Origin of the sequence: Pseudomonas sp. S49, from assembly GCF_009866785.1 — a bacterium.
Taxonomy (GTDB): Bacteria; Pseudomonadota; Gammaproteobacteria; order Pseudomonadales; family Pseudomonadaceae; genus Aquipseudomonas.
On sequence record NZ_CP019432.1, the window covers coordinates 468223 to 485650 of the forward strand.

Annotated in this window: 11 protein-coding genes; 10 read left to right on the forward strand and 1 reads right to left on the reverse strand. The window is 60.2% G+C overall.

Annotation, left to right across the window (positions count from 1 at the left end; translation table 11 throughout):
- The first annotated feature begins 116 nt into the window (after nucleotides 1–116).
- Entirely contained in the window at nucleotides 117–1385 is a 1269-nt protein-coding gene (locus PspS49_RS02070; RefSeq protein ID WP_064117089.1) for a malic enzyme-like NAD(P)-binding protein, read from the forward strand.
- 322 nt (nucleotides 1386–1707) lie between these two features.
- Here the strand turns inward: PspS49_RS02070 and PspS49_RS02075 are convergent, their stop codons facing one another.
- Complete coding sequence (locus PspS49_RS02075; RefSeq protein ID WP_160037932.1) at nucleotides 1708–4155, reverse strand: penicillin-binding protein 1A; 2448 nt, start codon at nucleotides 4153–4155, stop codon at nucleotides 1708–1710.
- A 216-nt stretch (nucleotides 4156–4371) separates the two neighbouring features.
- Between PspS49_RS02075 and PspS49_RS02080 the strand changes: the two genes are divergently transcribed.
- The 9 genes from PspS49_RS02080 to gltB all read left to right on the forward strand — a co-directional run bounded on the left by PspS49_RS02080 (nucleotide 4372) and on the right by gltB (nucleotide 17406).
- Nucleotides 4372–5436: a pilus assembly protein PilM gene (locus PspS49_RS02080; protein WP_127925526.1), complete on the forward strand. Its 1065-nt coding sequence runs from the start codon at nucleotides 4372–4374 to the stop codon at nucleotides 5434–5436.
- The gene (locus tag PspS49_RS02085; protein WP_150650018.1) at nucleotides 5436–6002 is read left to right on the forward strand and encodes a PilN domain-containing protein; all 567 of its coding nucleotides are present in this window, start codon (nucleotides 5436–5438) and stop codon (nucleotides 6000–6002) included. Before PspS49_RS02080 ends, PspS49_RS02085 begins: the two co-directional genes overlap by 1 nt.
- Entirely contained in the window at nucleotides 5999–6622 is a 624-nt protein-coding gene (gene pilO, locus PspS49_RS02090; protein ID WP_127925528.1) for a type 4a pilus biogenesis protein PilO, read from the forward strand. The genes PspS49_RS02085 and pilO overlap by 4 nt, the downstream gene beginning before the upstream one ends.
- Complete coding sequence (locus PspS49_RS02095; RefSeq protein WP_160037934.1) at nucleotides 6619–7146, forward strand: pilus assembly protein PilP; 528 nt, start codon at nucleotides 6619–6621, stop codon at nucleotides 7144–7146. The genes pilO and PspS49_RS02095 overlap by 4 nt, the downstream gene beginning before the upstream one ends.
- A gap of 13 nt (nucleotides 7147–7159) precedes the next feature.
- Complete coding sequence (pilQ, locus tag PspS49_RS02100) at nucleotides 7160–9232, forward strand: type IV pilus secretin PilQ (RefSeq protein WP_150776184.1); 2073 nt, start codon at nucleotides 7160–7162, stop codon at nucleotides 9230–9232.
- Between the two features lie 4 nt (nucleotides 9233–9236).
- Complete coding sequence (aroK, locus tag PspS49_RS02105) at nucleotides 9237–9755, forward strand: shikimate kinase AroK (protein WP_045122915.1); 519 nt, start codon at nucleotides 9237–9239, stop codon at nucleotides 9753–9755.
- 152 nt (nucleotides 9756–9907) lie between these two features.
- Nucleotides 9908–11008, forward strand: coding sequence for a 3-dehydroquinate synthase (aroB, locus tag PspS49_RS02110; protein ID WP_160037936.1), 1101 nt, complete (start codon nucleotides 9908–9910; stop codon nucleotides 11006–11008).
- Between the two features lie 10 nt (nucleotides 11009–11018).
- Nucleotides 11019–12611 (forward strand): AAA family ATPase, encoded by a 1593-nt coding sequence (locus tag PspS49_RS02115; protein WP_150750143.1) that lies wholly within the window; start codon nucleotides 11019–11021, stop codon nucleotides 12609–12611.
- Between the two features lie 349 nt (nucleotides 12612–12960).
- Nucleotides 12961–17406, forward strand: a complete 4446-nt coding sequence (gltB, locus tag PspS49_RS02120; protein ID WP_160037938.1) for a glutamate synthase large subunit — start codon at nucleotides 12961–12963, stop codon at nucleotides 17404–17406.
- Nucleotides 17407–17428 lie beyond the last annotated feature (22 nt).

Consider the following 17428-nt stretch of genomic DNA (forward strand, 5'->3'; position numbering starts at 1 on the left):
CCCAAAGTCGTAGGGCAGGGCGCTTGACAGGGGTGACCGCTCAGTCTTGTGGGGACTTTGCGAGGCGCGTATCCTCGCTGACCAGTCTGTCCAACAGTAAAAAGCGGAATGCCAAAATGTCTGATCTGAAAACTGCCGCTCTCGAATATCATGCCAATCCTCGTCCAGGGAAGCTGAGTGTCGAGCTCACCAAGGCCACTGCTACCGCTCGCGACTTGTCGCTGGCCTACAGCCCCGGCGTAGCTGAACCAGTGCGTGAGATCGCTCGCGATCCTGAACTGGCCTACAAATACACCGGCAAGGGCAACCTGGTTGCAGTCATTTCCGATGGCACCGCGATTCTCGGTCTGGGCAACCTCGGCCCATTGGCCTCCAAGCCAGTGATGGAAGGTAAAGGCGTACTGTTCAAGCGCTTCGCCGGCATCGACGTTTTCGACATCGAAGTCGACTCCGAAAGCCCGCAAGCCTTCATCGACACGGTAAAACGCATCTCCATCACCTTCGGTGGTATCAACCTGGAAGACATCAAGGCGCCAGAGTGCTTTGAGATCGAACGTGCTCTGATCGAGCAGTGCGACATTCCGGTATTCCACGATGACCAGCACGGCACCGCGATCGTGACCGCTGCGGGCATGATCAACGCCCTCGAAATCGCTGGCAAAACCCTGCCAGAAGCGAAAATCGTCTGCCTGGGCGCCGGCGCTGCTGCCATCTCCTGCATGAAATTGCTGGTGAGCATGGGCGCACGCATCGAAAACATCTTCATGGTTGACCGTACCGGCGTGATCCACTCCGGCCGTGACGACCTGAACCAGTACAAAGCAGTATTCGCTCACGCAACCGACAAGCGCAGCCTGGCTGACGCACTGGCAGGCGCTGACGTGTTCGTGGGTCTGTCCGGCCCGAACCTGCTGAGCGCTGAAGGCCTGCTGTCGATGGCGGCCAACCCGATCGTGTTCGCCTGCTCGAACCCGGACCCGGAAATCTCCCCGGAACTGGCGCACGCCACCCGTAGCGACGTGATCATGGCCACCGGCCGTTCGGACTACCCGAACCAGGTCAACAACGTACTGGGCTTCCCGTTCATCTTCCGTGGTGCCCTGGACGTTCGCGCCAAGCGCATCAACGAAGAAATGAAAGTGGCTGCGGCCAACGCCCTGCGTGAACTGGCCAAGCTGCCGGTTCCTCAGGACGTGTGCGATGCCTACGGTGGCGCGCCGCTGGAATTCGGTCGTGAGTACATTATTCCGAAGCCAATGGACAAACGCCTGATCACCCTGATCTCCGACGCTGTGGCCAAAGCCGCAATCGAGACCGGTGTGGCGACCCTGCCGTATCCGAAGAACTACCCGCTGAAAAGCGTGGATGACGTGTTCAACGGCTAAGTCGTTGTAGCGCTTCAACCAAAAGCCCCGGCTCGTGAGAGTCGGGGCTTTTTATTGCCCGAAGATCAAGAGCCCCCTCACCCTAACCCTCTCCCTGAGGGAGAGGGGACTGACCGTGGAAGATTCGCGAGATACACCGACCTGAAAGTGCATTAGCGCCTATGGATTCAACACAGCACGTTCAGGTCGGCATCACTCACCAGCATCCCCCAATCAGTCCCCTCTCCCTCCGGGAGAGGGCTAGGGTGAGGGGGCTCTTGATCCTCAGGCAATAAAAAGCCCCGCACTTCAACCGAAGGCGGGGCTTTTCAATACCGCTGGATCAGAACAAATCGATCGGCGCCTGCTCATCCGCCGGCAGCGGGCTGCCCGGCGCAGTGCCGTTGCCCAGTTCATTCACCGACGGTGGCGTGTCTTCAGACTTGAACAGTTCGAAGTACGCGCCTGGTGTGCTTGGTGTCGCCGCACGACCACTGACCGGATCCACGCGCAGGCTCAGCAAACCTTCCGGCTCAGGCTGAACATGCGGCGGCTTGTCCTTCAGCGCGGCCGACATGTAGTTCATCCAGATCGGCAGCGCCACGGTGCCACCGAACTCGCGACGACCGAGACTCTCCGGCTGGTCGAAGCCGGTCCACACCGTGGTCACGTAATCGGCGTTGTAACCGGAGAACCACGCGTCTTTCGATTCGTTGGTGGTACCGGTTTTACCGGCGATATCGCTGCGGCCCATGGCCAGCGCACGGCGACCAGTGCCGAGCTTGATCACGTCCTGCAACATGCTGTTGAGGATGTAGGTGGTACGACCGTCGACAATGCGCTCGGCCACGGCTGGCGCTTGCGGTACGGCAGCGTTGCCCGGCGCTTCACCCGGAACCGGCGCGGCATTGACCGTGAACGATTGAGTCTCCGGCGCTGCAATGCCGTCCGTCGCCGAACCACCCTGAGGCACGGTCGGCGGGTTGGCGACGAACAGCGTGTCGCCGTTGCGGCTTTCGATCTTGTCGATGATGTACGGGGTGATCTTGTAGCCGCCGTTGGCGAACGTGCTCCAACCGGTGGCGATCTCCATCGGCGTCAGCGTTGCGGTGCCCAGCGCCAGCGACAGGTTCGGCGGCAGATCCTGCTTGTTGAAGCCGAAACGGGTGATGTAGTCGATGGTCTTGCCCACGCCCATGGCCTGCAGCAGGCGGATCGATACCAGGTTACGCGACTTGTACAGCGCCTCACGCAAGCGGATCGGGCCGAGGAAGGTGTTGGTGTCGTTCTTCGGACGCCAGACCTTGTCCAGGTACTCGTCGACGAACACGATCGGCGCGTCATTGACCAAGGTGGCGGCGGTATAACCACTGTCCAGCGCAGCGCTGTAGACGAACGGCTTGAAGCTCGAGCCCGGTTGACGCTTGGCCTGCATCGCGCGGTTGTAGTTGCTCTGTTCGAAGGCGAAACCGCCGACCAGCGAGCGAATCGCCCCGTTCTGCGGATCCAGCGAAACCAGCGCACCTTGTGCCTGCGGGATCTGGCTGAACTTCAACGAATTGTCTTTCTGACGCTGCACGCGAACCAGATCGCCGACCTGCGCCACATCCGACGGCTGACGCGGGTTGGCGCCCATGCTGTTGGTGTTGAGGAACGGCCGCGCCCATTTCATGGTGTCCCAGGCAACGTGTTCCTCGCCAGTGCGGGTCAGCACTTGCAGGCCGTTCTTGTCGACCTGGGTAACGATGGCTGGCTCCAGGCTGCTGATCGTGCGCTGCTTGGTCAGTTCGCTGGCCCAGGCCTCGCGGGTTTTGCCCGGCAGGCGCGACTCGGGGCCACGGTAGCCGTGACGCTGGTCGTAGGTCATCAGGCCTTCGTGCAGCGCGGTGTTGGCCATTTCCTGCAGGTTGCTCGGCACCGTGGTGGTGACGCGGAAACCTTCCGTGTAGGCATCGCTGCCATAGCGGCCGACCATTTCGGCGCGGGCCATCTCGGCGATGTACGGCGCATTCACTTCCGGGGTCGGCACGTGATAGCTGGCGTTCAGCGGCTCGTTGATCGCGGCGGTGTAGTCCGCTTCGGTGATCTTGCCGAGCTTGTACATGCGCCCGAGGATCCAGTCGCGACGCTCTTTGCTGCGCGCCGGGTTGGCCAGCGGGTTGAAGCGCGACGGCGCTTTCGGCAGGCCGGCGATCATCGCCATCTGCGCCAGGCTGACATCGCGGATCGACTTGCCGTAATACACCTGCGCCGCCGCTTCGATGCCGTAGGCGCGGTTGCCCAGATAGATCTTGTTCACGTACAGCTCAAGGATTTCGTCCTTGGTCAGCTGCCGCTCGATCTGCAGGGCCAGAAGAATTTCGGTGGTTTTGCGCGAGAAGCTGCGTTCGCTGGTCAGGAAGAAGTTCTTCGCCACCTGCATGGTGATGGTGCTGCCGCCGGACTGAATGTGTCCGCTTTTGACCAGTTGGGTCGCGGCGCGCATCAGGCTGCTCGGATCGACGCCGTAGTGGTTGGCGAAATTGTCGTCTTCAGCACTTAGTAACGCATTAATGAAATTGGGTGGAATGTCGGCGAAACGGATCGGAGTCCGGCGCATTTCGCCAAATTCTGCGATCAACTTGTTGTCGCTGGAGTAAACCCGCAATGGAATCTGCAACTGAATGCTTCGCAGAGCCTCCACAGAGGGCAAACCCGGACTAAGGTAAAGAAACGCGCCGCTGAGACCTAAAAGCAGTCCGCAGAAAACGGCGACGATGGACCAACCGAAAAATTTCAGCAGACGAATCAAGGCGTTTGGACATCCAGGGCAAAGAATGAATTTGGCGACGGGGTTCCGGCTACACACAGAACAGCCCGCGCTTGCAGTAAAAAGCGGAAAAAAACGCTGGGCATTATAAGCACTTTTCTGCTGGGGGCGTCATTTGCGCTTCTGTCAAGACGGGGTGAAGGAACGCAATGCGTATTACAGAGTCCGTAACTCACGGAAAGTCATAGGGAATTGGTAGTGCTGGGACTCTTCAATAAAAAGGCCAATACGTTACTGGGGATCGACATCAGTTCCACGTCAGTGAAGCTGCTGGAACTGAGCCGTCAGGGTGATCGCTACCGGGTCGAGGCGTACGCGGTCGAGCCATTGCCGGCCAACGCTGTGGTCGAGAAAAACATCGCCGAACTCGAAGGCGTTGGCCAGGCCCTGAGTCGGGTGCTGGTCAAGGCGCGTACCGGGCTCAAGGGCGTTGCAGTCGCAGTGGCCGGTTCGGCGGTGATTACCAAAATCATCGAAATGGACGCCGGGCTGTCCGATGACGAACTGGAAAACCAGCTCAAGATCGAGGCCGATCAATACATTCCCTATCCATTGGACGAAGTTGCCATCGATTTCGAAGTCCAGGGCGTTTCGCCGCGCAACCCTGAACGGGTCAACGTGCTGCTGGCTGCCTGTCGCAAGGAAAACGTCGAAGTCCGTGAAGCGGCGCTGGCACTCGCCGGGCTGACTGCGCGGGTCGTCGATGTCGAAGCCTATGCGCTGGAACGCTCTTTCGGGCTGCTCGCCACGCAACTGGCGGCCACGCAAGAGCGGCTCACTGTCGCCGTCGTCGATATCGGCGCGACCATGACCACCCTCAGCGTTCTGCACAACGGCAAGATCATCTACACCCGCGAGCAATTGTTCGGCGGGCGGCAACTGACCGAAGAAATCCAGCGCCGTTATGGCCTGACCATCGAGCAGGCGGGGCTGGCGAAAAAGCAGGGCGGTCTGCCCGATGATTACATCAGCGAGGTCTTGCAGCCGTTTCGTGAAGCGCTGGTACAGCAAGTGTCGCGCTCGTTGCAGTTCTTCTTCGCCTCCGGGCAATACAACGCGGTCGACCACATTCTGCTGGCCGGCGGTACGGCCTCAGTGCCGGGGCTGGACCGGCTGATCGAGCAGCGCCTGAAGACGCCGACGCAAGTGGCCAATCCGTTTTCCAATATGGCCTTGAGCAGCAAGGTCAATGCCGGAGCGCTGGCCAGCGACGCGCCGGCCCTGATGATCGCCTGCGGGCTCGCGCTCAGGAGTTTCGACTGATGGCGCGGATCAACCTCCTGCCCTGGCGTGAAGAGCGCCGCGAAGAACGGCGCAAACGCTTCCTGCTGGCCTTGATCGGTGTCGTCGTCGGCTCGGTCGGTGCGGTGTTGATTGCCGATCAGGTCATCAGCACCGCCATTGCACGACAAGTGGCGCGCAATGATTACATCGGCAAGCAGATTGCCGTGGTCGACGAACGGATCAAACAGATCAGCGATCTCAAGGCGCGTCGCCAGCAGCTGGTCGAACGCATGCGCATCATCCAGGATCTGCAAGGCAACCGGCAGATCAGCGGACGAATCTTCGATCAATTGGCACGCACGCTGCCTGACGGGGTGTATTTCACCGATGTGAAGATGGCCGGCAAAACCCTGTCGATCAGCGGTGCCGCTGAATCGAACAACCGGATTTCCGAGTTGATGCGCAATCTGGACGCCTCCGACTGGTTCGACGCGCCGGGCCTCAACGAGGTGAAGGCGACGACCGAGGGCCAGGTGGATCAGGCCAATACCTTTGAGCTGACGGTACGGCAAACCCAGCCCCGAACCGTGGAGGACGAGCAATGAAGCCGTCCGAATGGCTGGAAAGCTTGCGCGACATCGATTTCAACGACCTCGATACCAGCAACATCGGCTCGTGGCCGGGGGCAGTGAAAGCCATCGCCGGGGCGCTGTTGATGGTGCTGGTGTTGGCGCTTGGCTATAACTTTTTCATCAGTGATCTGGAAAACCAGCTGGATGCCAAGCGCGAAGAGGAAGCTACGCTCAAGGAACAATTTGCCAGCAAGGCGCGCCTGTCAGCCAATCTTGAGCTGTACACCCAGCAAATGAAGGAGATGGAAAATACCTTCGGCGTATTGCTGCGGCAATTGCCCAGTGACACCGAAGTGCCGGGCTTGCTGGAAGACATCACTCGCACGGGGCTGGGCAGCGGCCTGGAGTTTGAAGAGATCAAACTGCTGCCAGAAGTCACCCAGCAGTTTTATATCGAGTTGCCGATTCAGATTACTGTCACCGGTGCTTACCACGACCTCGCCACGTTCGTCAGTGGCGTGGCCGGGCTACCGCGCATCGTCACCCTGCATGATTTCGAACTCGCTCCGGCCAATAAAGACGGCGGGCCGAAGCTGCGCATGAGCATCCTTGCCAAGACCTACCGCTACAACGACAAGGGGCTGCAGAAATGAGCCCGGTTCGTTACATCGCGTTGGCGATGACGCTGCTCGCGTTGAACGGTTGTGGTAGCAGTGATGACTTCAGCGATCTCGACGCTTACATGAACGAAGTGCGCCTGCGCCCGGCGGGCAGGATTGAACCAACCCCGACATTCCGGTCTTACCCCACATTCACTTACAGCGCGGCCAACCTGCGCAGTCCGTTCTCGCGCCAGGTGCGCGTTGATCTGGCCGGCCAGAAACATGGCTCGCGCAACGTCAAACCCGACCCCAACCGGGTCAAGCAATACCTCGAAGGTTTCAACATCGAGCAGTTCGAGATGGTCGGCACGATCTCCAATGTTTCCGGCTCCTTTGCGCTGTTGCGCGGGGCGGGCGGGGTGCATCGGCTGAAAGTCGGCGATTACCTGGGGCGCAATGACGGTCGCATCGTCGCCATCAGCGCCACCCAGGTCGATGTCGTCGAAATCGTCCCCGACGGCGAAGGCGCCTGGCTGGAGCGTCCGCGCACCATTCCTTTGAAAGAGCACTCATAGTGGAAGTCGAACAATGAACAGGATTTTCTCCACCCTCGGTTTTTCGCTATGGATAGCGCTGATGTCGCCGATGGTACTCGCGGCCAATCTGAAGACGCTGGATGTGGCGGCGTTGCCGGGTGATCGCGTCGAGCTGAAGCTGTCGTTCGACGGCCCACCGCCACAGCCCAAGGGCTACACCACCGAATCACCGGCACGCATCGCCCTCGATTTGCCCGGTGTCGCCAGTCAATTGGCCAGCAAGAACCTTGATCTGGGCAGCGGCAATGCACGCACCGCTACGGTGGTCGAGGCCAAGGATCGCACGCGGCTGATCGTGAGTCTCACGCAACTGGCGCCTTACACCACGCGGGTCGCGGGCAACAATCTGTTCGTGGTGGTTGGGCAGGGCGCGCCGGCGGCAGCGCCGCGATCTGCTGTCGTTGCGCCACGCCCTGCGGCTGCAGCGCCGGCCAAGGCAGTTGTGCCGAAAAGCCGGGCTATTCGCGGCGTAGATTTCCAGCGGGGTACGGCAGGTGAAGGCAACGTGGTCATTGACCTCTCCGACCCGACCATCGCTCCGGATATCCAGGAGCATGACGGCAAGATCATCCTCAGCTTTTCCCGCACACAACTCCCGGAAAAGCTGCGGGTACGCCTCGACGTCAAGGATTTCGCCACCCCGGTGCAGTTCGTCAATGCCGGAGTGACCGCTGATCGCACGGTTATTACGGTTGAACCCAGTGGTACTTACGAGTATTCGACTTTCCAGACCGACAACAAACTGACCGTCAGCATCCGCCCGATGACCGCCGATGATCTGCAAAAGCGTAACGTCGATCGTCAGGCTTACGTCGGCGAAAAGCTCTCGCTGAATTTCCAGGACATCGATGTGCGTTCAGTGCTGCAACTGATCGCCGATTTCACCAACCTCAACCTTGTCGCCAGCGACACGGTGCAGGGTGGCATCACCTTGCGCCTGCAGAACGTGCCGTGGGATCAGGCGCTGGATCTGGTGCTGAAAACCAAGGGGCTGGATAAACGCAAGATCGGCAATGTGCTGCTGGTTGCTCCGGCCGATGAAATCGCTGCCCGCGAACGTCAGGAACTGGAGTCGCAGAAACAGATCGCCGAACTGGCACCGCTGCGTCGCGAACTGTTGCAAGTGAACTACGCGAAAGCAGCGGACATCGCCAAGCTGTTCCAGTCGGTGACCAGTGCCGAGGCTAAAATCGACGAGCGCGGTTCGATTACTGTCGATGAGCGGACCAACAACATCATTGCCTATCAGACTCAGGATCGTCTCGACGAACTGCGGCGGATCGTGGCACAGCTGGATATACCGGTACGTCAGGTGATGATCGAGGCGCGGATCGTCGAAGCTAACGTCGATTACGACAAAAGCCTGGGCGTGCGCTGGGGCGGTTCGATCCAGAACAAGGGCAACTGGAACGCCTCCGGGGTCAACGGATCGTCGACCACCATTGGTACTCCCGGCAGCACCAGTACCAACTCGCCGTTCGTCGACATGGGCACCGTCAACAATACTTCAGGAATCGGCATCGCTTTCATCACCGACAACGTCTTGCTCGATCTTGAACTGACGGCCATGGAGAAAACCGGTAACGGAGAAATCGTCTCGCAGCCGAAAGTGGTCACCTCCGACAAGGAAACCGCGAAAATCCTCAAAGGCACCGAGATTCCGTATCAGGAAGCCAGCTCCAGTGGCGCCACGTCGGTGTCGTTCAAGGAGGCCTCGCTGTCGCTGGAAGTCACGCCGCAGATCACCCCCGACAATCGCATCATCATGGAGGTCAAGGTCACCAAGGACGAACCGGATTACCTGAACAAAGTGCAGGATGTACCGCCAATCAAGAAAAACGAGGTCAACGCCAAGGTGCTGGTCAACGACGGCGAAACCATCGTGATTGGGGGCGTTTTCTCAAATACTCAAAGCAAGGTCGTAGATAAGGTGCCATTTCTTGGCGATGTGCCGTATCTTGGCCGCCTTTTCCGGCGTGATGTGGTTTCGGAGAAAAAATCCGAGCTGCTGGTATTTCTCACACCACGTATCATGAATAACCAGGCGATTGCTGTGAGTCGTTGATTCTGTGCGAAATTTGATTCTTGTAGGACCGATGGGCGCTGGCAAAAGCACCATCGGCCGGTTGCTGGCCAAAGAGCTGCGCCTGCCGTTCAAAGATTCCGACAAGGAAATTGAACTGCGCACGGGCGCCAATATCCCGTGGATCTTCGACAAGGAAGGCGAGCCCGGCTTTCGTGACCGTGAGCAGGCGATGATTGCCGAGCTGTGCGCGTTCGACGGCGTGGTGTTGGCGACCGGCGGTGGCGCCGTCATGCGCGATGCCAATCGCAAGGCGCTGTATGAGGGCGGGCGAGTGGTGTATCTGCACGCCTCCGTTGAACAGCAGGTCGGCCGCACGTCGCGCGACCGCAATCGGCCGTTGCTGCGCACCGCCAATCCGGAGAAAACCCTGCGCGACCTGCTGGCGATTCGTGATCCGCTCTATCGGGAAATCGCCGATCTGGTGGTGGAAACCGACGAACGGCCGCCACGCATGGTCGTGCTCGATATTCTCGATCGTCTGGCGCAGCTGCCTCCCCGTTAAAGCATCGCTCGAAATGCGCTATCCTCGGCGTCCTGTCACAGCCCGCCGAGGTTGTGGCGGATGGCGGGCGAGCGGCGTCATACCCGCTATAGGCCGCAGATAACCAATAATTCAGGGCAGGACGCCTGCTTCCATCTTCACTGTGGGGACACATGCAGACACTCAAGGTCGATCTAGGCGAGCGCAGCTACCCGATTCATATTGGCGAAGGTTTGTTGGATCAGCCCGAGCTGCTGGCTCCGCATATCCATGGGCGGCAGGTGGCAATCATCTCCAACGAGACCGTTGCGCCGCTCTATCTCGAACGTCTGACCCGCAGCCTGGCGCAGTTCTCGGTGATCTCCGTGGTGCTGCCGGACGGTGAAGCCTTCAAGAACTGGGAAACCCTGCAACTGATCTTCGACGGTCTGCTGACCGCCCGTCATGACCGCCGCACCACCGTGATCGCCCTCGGCGGCGGTGTGATCGGCGACATGGCCGGTTTCGCCGCTGCCTGCTACCAGCGTGGCGTTGACTTCATCCAGATCCCCACAACATTGCTGTCCCAAGTCGATTCGTCGGTGGGCGGCAAGACCGGCATCAACCATCCGTTGGGCAAGAATATGGTCGGCGCGTTCTATCAGCCGAACGTCGTGCTGATCGATACCGCGTCCCTGAAAACCCTGCCAGAACGCGAGTTGTCCGCCGGTCTGGCCGAGGTCATCAAGTACGGTCTGATCTGCGACGAACCGTTCCTGACCTGGCTCGAAGACAACGTCGATGCCCTGCGTGCGCTGGATCAGAAAGCCCTGACTTATGCCATCGAGCGCTCCTGCGCAGCCAAGGCTGCGGTGGTCGGCGCCGATGAGAAGGAAACCGGCGTACGCGCCACGCTCAACCTCGGCCACACCTTCGGCCACGCCATCGAGACCCACATGGGCTATGGTGTCTGGTTGCACGGGGAGGCGGTCGCCGCTGGCACGGTGATGGCGCTGGACATGTCCGCACGCCTGGGCTGGATCAGTGACGCGGAGCGTGATCGCGGCATTCGGCTGTTCCAGCGTGCCGGTCTGCCGGTGGTGCCGCCGACTGAAATGGCCGAGGCCGATTTTCTTCAACACATGGCAATCGACAAAAAAGTGATCGACGGTCGTCTGCGCCTGGTGCTGCTGCGCCGGATGGGCGAAGCGGTAGTGACCGACGATTATCCGAAAGAGGTTCTACAGGCCACGCTGGGAGCGGATTACCGCGCCCTGGCTCAGCTTAAAGGTTAATAAGATTCCGATGACTAGTTTGCATGCCGACGAGGCGTTCCTCGGCCATTTCCAGTTAAGTCACGACCCGTTCGCGCCACGCGTACCGGGCTTCAAGTTCTTCCCGGCCCAGCGCAAACCGGTGCTGGGTCAATTGCATCATCTGGCGCGTTACAGCCAGTTGCTGCTGGTGGTCACTGGCCCGCAAGGCAGCGGCAAGACGCTGCTGCGTCAGGCGCTGGTCGCCAGCACCAACAAGCAGTCGGTACAGAGCGTGGTGGTTTCCGCCCGTGGCGCCGGCGATGCTGCTGGCGTGCTACGCCAGGTGGCGCAGGCACTGAACGTCGCTCAGGCCGAAGTTGGCGCGATTCTGGATCAGGTGGTGCAACTCGCACTGACCGGTCAGGAAGTCTATCTGCTGGTGGACGACGCCGAGCAGCTCGATGAATCCGCCCTCGAAGCGCTGATGGCGTTGGGTGCCGGCGCACCGGAAGGTCGCCCGCACGTGTTCCTGTTCGGTGAGTCGTCGCTGATCGCGCAGCTTGAGGCTTTGCACCTTGAGGAAGAGCGCTTCCACGTCATCGAATTGCAGCCGTACACCGAAGAAGAGACCCGCGAATATCTCGACCAGCGGCTTGAAGGCGCAGGCCGGGGTGTCGAACTTTTCACCGCAGATCAGATCTCTGATATTCACGAAAGCGCCGAGGGTTGGCCGGGCAACATCAACCAGGTCGCTCGCGATGCTCTGATCGAAGTCATGATTGCCAGCCGCTCTGCGGTCAAGCGTCCAAGTATGGGGTTCAACATGCCGAAGAAACACGTATTGGCGATTTCCGCCGTCGTTGTGGTCGCGGTCGCTGCCGCCTGGCTGATGCCGGGTCGCAACAAGGCGCCGACTACCGGTGCACCGGCCAATGAACAGGCACAGTTGCCATTGGGCCAGGGCGCAGCCAATGGCGGCGCACCGAACGTCGAGTTCGCTGGTAATACACAGCCGATGCCGTTGCCGCTGGTCGGCAACTCGCAACCGGTGATGCGCGGTCCGTTGGCCGAAGCGGCCGGTGGCATTACCGAAGGCGACGATGGCGTGCCGCTGGAAGGTTCCAGCGATACCCCGCCGACCGTTACTACTTCCGCACCGCCTGCGGGCGTTCCGGCCGGCCCTGCGCCGACACCGGTTCCGTTGCCTGCCGCCAAGCCGACGCCGGCGCCGACGCAAGTCGCCACCGCCAAGCCTGCTCCGGCAGCGCCTGCAGCGAAACCGGCTCCGGCACCGGCCAAGCCAGTCGCTGCAGCCAAACCGGCCGAGAAGCCGGTCACCGTCGCCAAAGCCGCCGGTGGCAGCTGGTATGCCGGTCAGCCGACCGGCAACTACGTGGTGCAGATCCTCGGCACCAGTTCGGAATCCGCCGCGCAAAACTTCGTCAAGGAGCAGGGTGGCGAGTACCGTTATTTCAAGAAAGTCCTCAACGGCAAGCCTCTCTACGTGATCACCTACGGCAACTTCGCCAATCGTGATGCGGCCGTTTCTGCCATCAAGGCCTTGCCAGCGAAGGTTCAGGCTGGTAAACCTTGGCCTCGCACTGTCGCCAGCGTCCAACAGGAACTGGCAACAACTCGCTGAAGATTCGGCGGCCTTACCCAGGCCGCCTCTCCAAGCACCTCAAAATTTCTACGAGTGCGCGCTTCCTTCCAGGTCGCGTGCCTTGTGGTGTCTGCGTCACAGTAGTCTTTGAGTCGTTGCGGTCAAAATTAAAAAAGCTTTGACTAGCACAGCAGATCGCTTTAAACCTTTCACAAATGCGACATGAATTTGCGACATTTCGTCGTCAAATTTGTGAGCCTCTGTGTCGCTGTGTACAATGACCACCCTTTTGCCCCTGCTAAGCTGGCGTACGTTCGGCGCGGGATGCAAGTGGTTGAATTGAAAAGAAATTTGCCTCGAAAAGAGGCAGCCTGGTGAGAAAGTGTCTATGAAAGCAGGTCTGTACCAACCAGATGAATTCAAGGATAACTGCGGTTTCGGCCTGATAGCCCATATGCAGGGCGAGCCCAGTCATACCCTTTTGCAAACGGCCATTGAGGCCCTGACCTGCATGACCCACCGCGGTGGGATTAATGCCGACGGCAAGACCGGTGACGGTTGCGGTCTGCTGATTCAGAAGCCTGACGCGTTCCTGCGAGCCATTGCCCAGGAAACCTTCAGCGTCGAATTGCCCAAGCAATATGCGGTGGGCATGGTTTTCTTCAACCAGGATCCGGTCAAGGCCGAAGCCGCTCGCGAGAACATGAACCGCGAGATCCTCGCTGAAGGCCTGCAACTGATCGGCTGGCGCAAAGTGCCAATCGACACCAGCGTCCTCGGCCGCCTGGCCCTTGAGCGCCTGCCACAGATCGAACAGGTGTACATTGGCGGTGAAGGCCTGAGCGATCAGGATATGGCCGTGAAGCTGTTCAGTGCACGTCGTCGTTCGTCGGTGGCCAACGCCGTCGACTCCGACCACTACATCTGCAGCTTTTCGCACAAGACCATCATCTATAAAGGCCTGATGATGCCGGCCGACCTGGCCGCGTTTTATCCAGACCTGAGCGACGAGCGCCTGCAAACCGCGATCTGCGTGTTCCACCAGCGCTTTTCCACCAACACTCTGCCGAAATGGCCGCTGGCGCAGCCATTCCGCTTCCTCGCCCACAACGGCGAGATCAACACCATCACCGGTAACCGTAACTGGGCGCAGGCCCGTCGGACCAAGTTCACCAATGATCTGATGGATCTGGAAGAACTCGGCCCGCTGGTCAACCGTGTCGGTTCCGACTCCTCGAGCATGGACAACATGCTCGAGTTGATGGTCACCGGTGGCATCGACCTGTTCCGTGGCGTGCGGATGATCATTCCGCCTGCGTGGCAGAACGTCGAAACCATGGACCCGGATCTGCGTGCGTTCTACGAGTACAACTCGATGCACATGGAGCCGTGGGACGGCCCGGCCGGCGTGGTCATGACCGACGGTCGCTACGCGGTGTGCCTGCTCGACCGTAACGGTCTGCGCCCGGCGCGCTGGGTTACCACCACCAACGGTTTCATCACCTTGGCGTCGGAAATCGGCGTGTGGGATTACAAGCCTGAAGACGTGATTGCCAAGGGCCGTGTCGGCCCGGGCCAGATCTTCGCGGTGGACACCGAAACCGGGCAGATCCTCGACACCGATGCGATTGACAACCGTCTGAAGTCCCGTCATCCGTACAAGCAATGGCTGCGCAAGAATGCCCTGCGCATTCAGGCGACCATGGAAGACAACGACCACGGTTCGGCGTTCTACGACGTCGATCAGCTCAAGCAATACATGAAGATGTATCAGGTCACGTTCGAAGAGCGCGATCAGGTCCTGCGTCCGCTCGGCGAGCAAGGCTACGAAGCCGTGGGCTCGATGGGCGACGACACGCCGATGGCCGTGCTGTCGCAGCGCGTGCGCACGCCGTACGACTATTTCCGTCAGCAGTTCGCGCAGGTCACCAACCCGCCGATCGACCCGCTGCGTGAAGCGATCGTGATGTCGCTGGAAATCTGCCTCGGTGCCGAGCGCAACATTTTCCAGGAGTCGCCGGAACATGCTTCGCGCGTGATCCTCAGCTCGCCGGTCATTTCCCCGGCCAAGTGGCGCTCGCTGATGAACCTCGACCGCCCGGGTTTCGAACGGGCGATCATCGACCTCAACTACGACGAAAGCGTCGGCCTCGAAGCGGCGATCCGCAACGTCGCCGATCAGGCTGAAGAAGCCGTGCGCGCCGGTCGTACCCAGATCGTCCTGAGCGACCGTCATATCGCTCCGGGCAAGCTGCCGATCCACGCATCACTGGCGACCGGTGCCGTCCACCACCGCCTGACCGAAAAAGGCCTGCGTTGCGATTCCAACATCCTCGTTGAAACTGCAACCGCCCGTGACCCGCATCACTTTGCGGTGCTGATCGGCTTCGGCGCCTCGGCGGTCTATCCGTTCCTGGCCTACGAAGTGCTGGGCGACCTGATCCGCACCGGTGAAGTGCTGGGCGACCTCTACGAGGTGTTCAAGAACTACCGCAAAGGCATCACCAAAGGTCTGCTGAAGATCCTCTCGAAGATGGGCATCTCGACCATCGCTTCGTACCGTGGCGCTCAGTTGTTCGAAGCCATCGGCCTGTCCGAAGAAGTCTGCGACCTGAGCTTCCGTGGCGTGCCGAGCCGCATCAAGGGTGCGCGTTTCGTCGACATCGAAGCCGAGCAGAAAGCACTCGCCACTGAAGCCTGGAGTCCGCGCAAGCCGATCCAGCAGGGCGGTCTGCTGAAGTTCGTCCACGGTGGCGAATATCACGCCTACAACCCGGACGTGGTCAACACCCTGCAAGCCGCTGTGCAGCAGGGCGACTACGCCAAGTTCAAGGAATACACCTCGCTGGTGGATAACCGTCCGGTGTCGATGATCCGCGACCTGTTCAAGGTCAAGACCCTCGACACGCCACTGGACATCAGTGAAATCGAACCGCTGGAATCGGTGCTCAAACGCTTCGACTCCGCCGGTATCTCGCTGGGCGCACTGTCGCCGGAAGCTCACGAAGCCCTGGCCGAAGCCATGAACCGCCTCGGTGCGCGTTCCAACTCCGGCGAAGGTGGTGAAGACCCGGCGCGTTACGGCACCATCAAGAGTTCGAAAATCAAGCAGGTTGCCACTGGGCGTTTCGGTGTAACCCCGGAATACCTGGTCAATGCCGAAGTGCTGCAGATCAAGGTTGCTCAGGGCGCCAAGCCGGGCGAGGGCGGGCAACTGCCGGGTGGTAAAGTCAACGGTTTGATCGCCAAGCTGCGTTACGCAGTGCCGGGCGTGACCCTGATTTCGCCACCGCCGCACCATGACATCTACTCGATCGAAGACTTGTCGCAGCTGATTTTCGACCTCAAGCAGGTCAACCCGAAGGCACTGGTTTCGGTGAAGCTGGTGGCTGAAGCAGGCGTCGGCACCATCGCCGCCGGTGTGGCCAAGGCCTATGCGGACTTGATCACCATCTCCGGTTACGACGGTGGTACCGGTGCTTCGCCGCTGACCTCGATCAAATACGCGGGCGCACCGTGGGAACTCGGCCTCGCCGAAACTCACCAGACCCTGCGCGGCAACGACCTGCGCGGCAAAGTCCGGGTGCAGACCGACGGCGGCCTGAAAACCGGCCTCGACGTGATCAAGGCAGCCATTCTCGGCGCCGAAAGCTTCGGCTTCGGCACCGCGCCAATGATCGCGCTGGGCTGCAAATACCTGCGTATCTGCCACTTGAACAACTGCGCCACTGGCGTTGCGACTCAGAACGAGAAGCTGCGCAAGGATCACTACATCGGTACCGTCGACATGGTGGTGAATTTCTTCACCTACGTCGCCGAAGAAACCCGTGAGTGGCTGGCCAAGCTCGGCGTACGCTCCCTCGAAGAGCTGATCGGTCGCACCGATCTGCTGGAAATCCTCGAAGGCCAGACCGCCAAGCAAAACCACCTCGATCTGACGCCGCTGTTGGGCAGCGATCACATCCCGGCGGACAAGCCACAGTTCTGCGGTGTTGAGCGCAACCCGCCGTTCGACCAGGGCCTGCTGGCCGAGAAAATGGTCGAGATGGCCTCGTCGGCGATCAACGACATGAGCGGCGCCGAGTTCGATCTGGACATCTGCAATTGCGACCGTTCGATCGGCGCGCGGATCTCCGGCGAAATCGCCCGCAAGCACGGCAACCAGGGCATGGCGAAAGCGCCGATCACCTTCCGCTTCAAAGGCACTGCCGGGCAGAGCTTCGGCGTGTGGAACGCCGGCGGTCTGAACATGTACCTGGAAGGCGATGCCAACGACTACGTCGGCAAAGGCATGACCGGTGGCAAGCTGACCATCGTGCCGCCGAAGGGCAGCGTTTATAAGACTCAGGACAGCGCCATCATCGGCAACACCTGCCTGTATGGCGCAACTGGCGGCAAGCTGTTCGCCGCTGGCACCGCAGGCGAGCGTTTCGCCGTGCGTAACTCCGGTGCTCACACGGTTGTGGAAGGCACTGGCGATCACTGCTGTGAGTACATGACCGGTGGTTTTGTCTGCGTTCTGGGCAAGACCGGTTACAACTTCGGCTCTGGCATGACCGGTGGTTTCGCCTACGTGCTCGATCAGGACAACACCTTCGTTGACCGGGTCAACCACGAACTGGTGGAAATCCAGCGGATCAGCGGCGAGGCGATGGAAGCCTATCGCAGCCACCTGCAAAACGTGCTGAACGAGTACGTCGCGGAAACCGACAGCGAGTGGGGTCGTGAACTCGCCGAAAACCTCGATGACTACCTGCGCCGTTTCTGGCTGGTCAAGCCTAAGGCTGCCAACCTGAAATCGTTGCTTTCCAGCACTCGTGCCAACCCGCAGTGATATGCGCCTGAAGAGTTTGATG

Excerpts from the sequence above, each read along its gene's own strand:
- PspS49_RS02070 (WP_064117089.1), top strand. The coding sequence starts at position 117 with ATGTCTGATCTGAAAACTGCCGCTCTCGAATATCATGCCAATCCTCGT.
- PspS49_RS02085 (WP_150650018.1), top strand. The coding sequence starts at position 5,436 with ATGGCGCGGATCAACCTCCTGCCCTGGCGTGAAGAGCGCCGCGAAGAA.
- pilO (WP_127925528.1), top strand. The coding sequence starts at position 5,999 with ATGAAGCCGTCCGAATGGCTGGAAAGCTTGCGCGACATCGATTTCAAC.
- PspS49_RS02095 (WP_160037934.1), top strand. The coding sequence starts at position 6,619 with ATGAGCCCGGTTCGTTACATCGCGTTGGCGATGACGCTGCTCGCGTTG.
- pilQ (WP_150776184.1), top strand. The coding sequence starts at position 7,160 with ATGAACAGGATTTTCTCCACCCTCGGTTTTTCGCTATGGATAGCGCTG.
- aroB (WP_160037936.1), top strand. The coding sequence starts at position 9,908 with ATGCAGACACTCAAGGTCGATCTAGGCGAGCGCAGCTACCCGATTCAT.
- PspS49_RS02115 (WP_150750143.1), top strand. The coding sequence starts at position 11,019 with ATGACTAGTTTGCATGCCGACGAGGCGTTCCTCGGCCATTTCCAGTTA.
- gltB (WP_160037938.1), top strand. The coding sequence starts at position 12,961 with ATGAAAGCAGGTCTGTACCAACCAGATGAATTCAAGGATAACTGCGGT.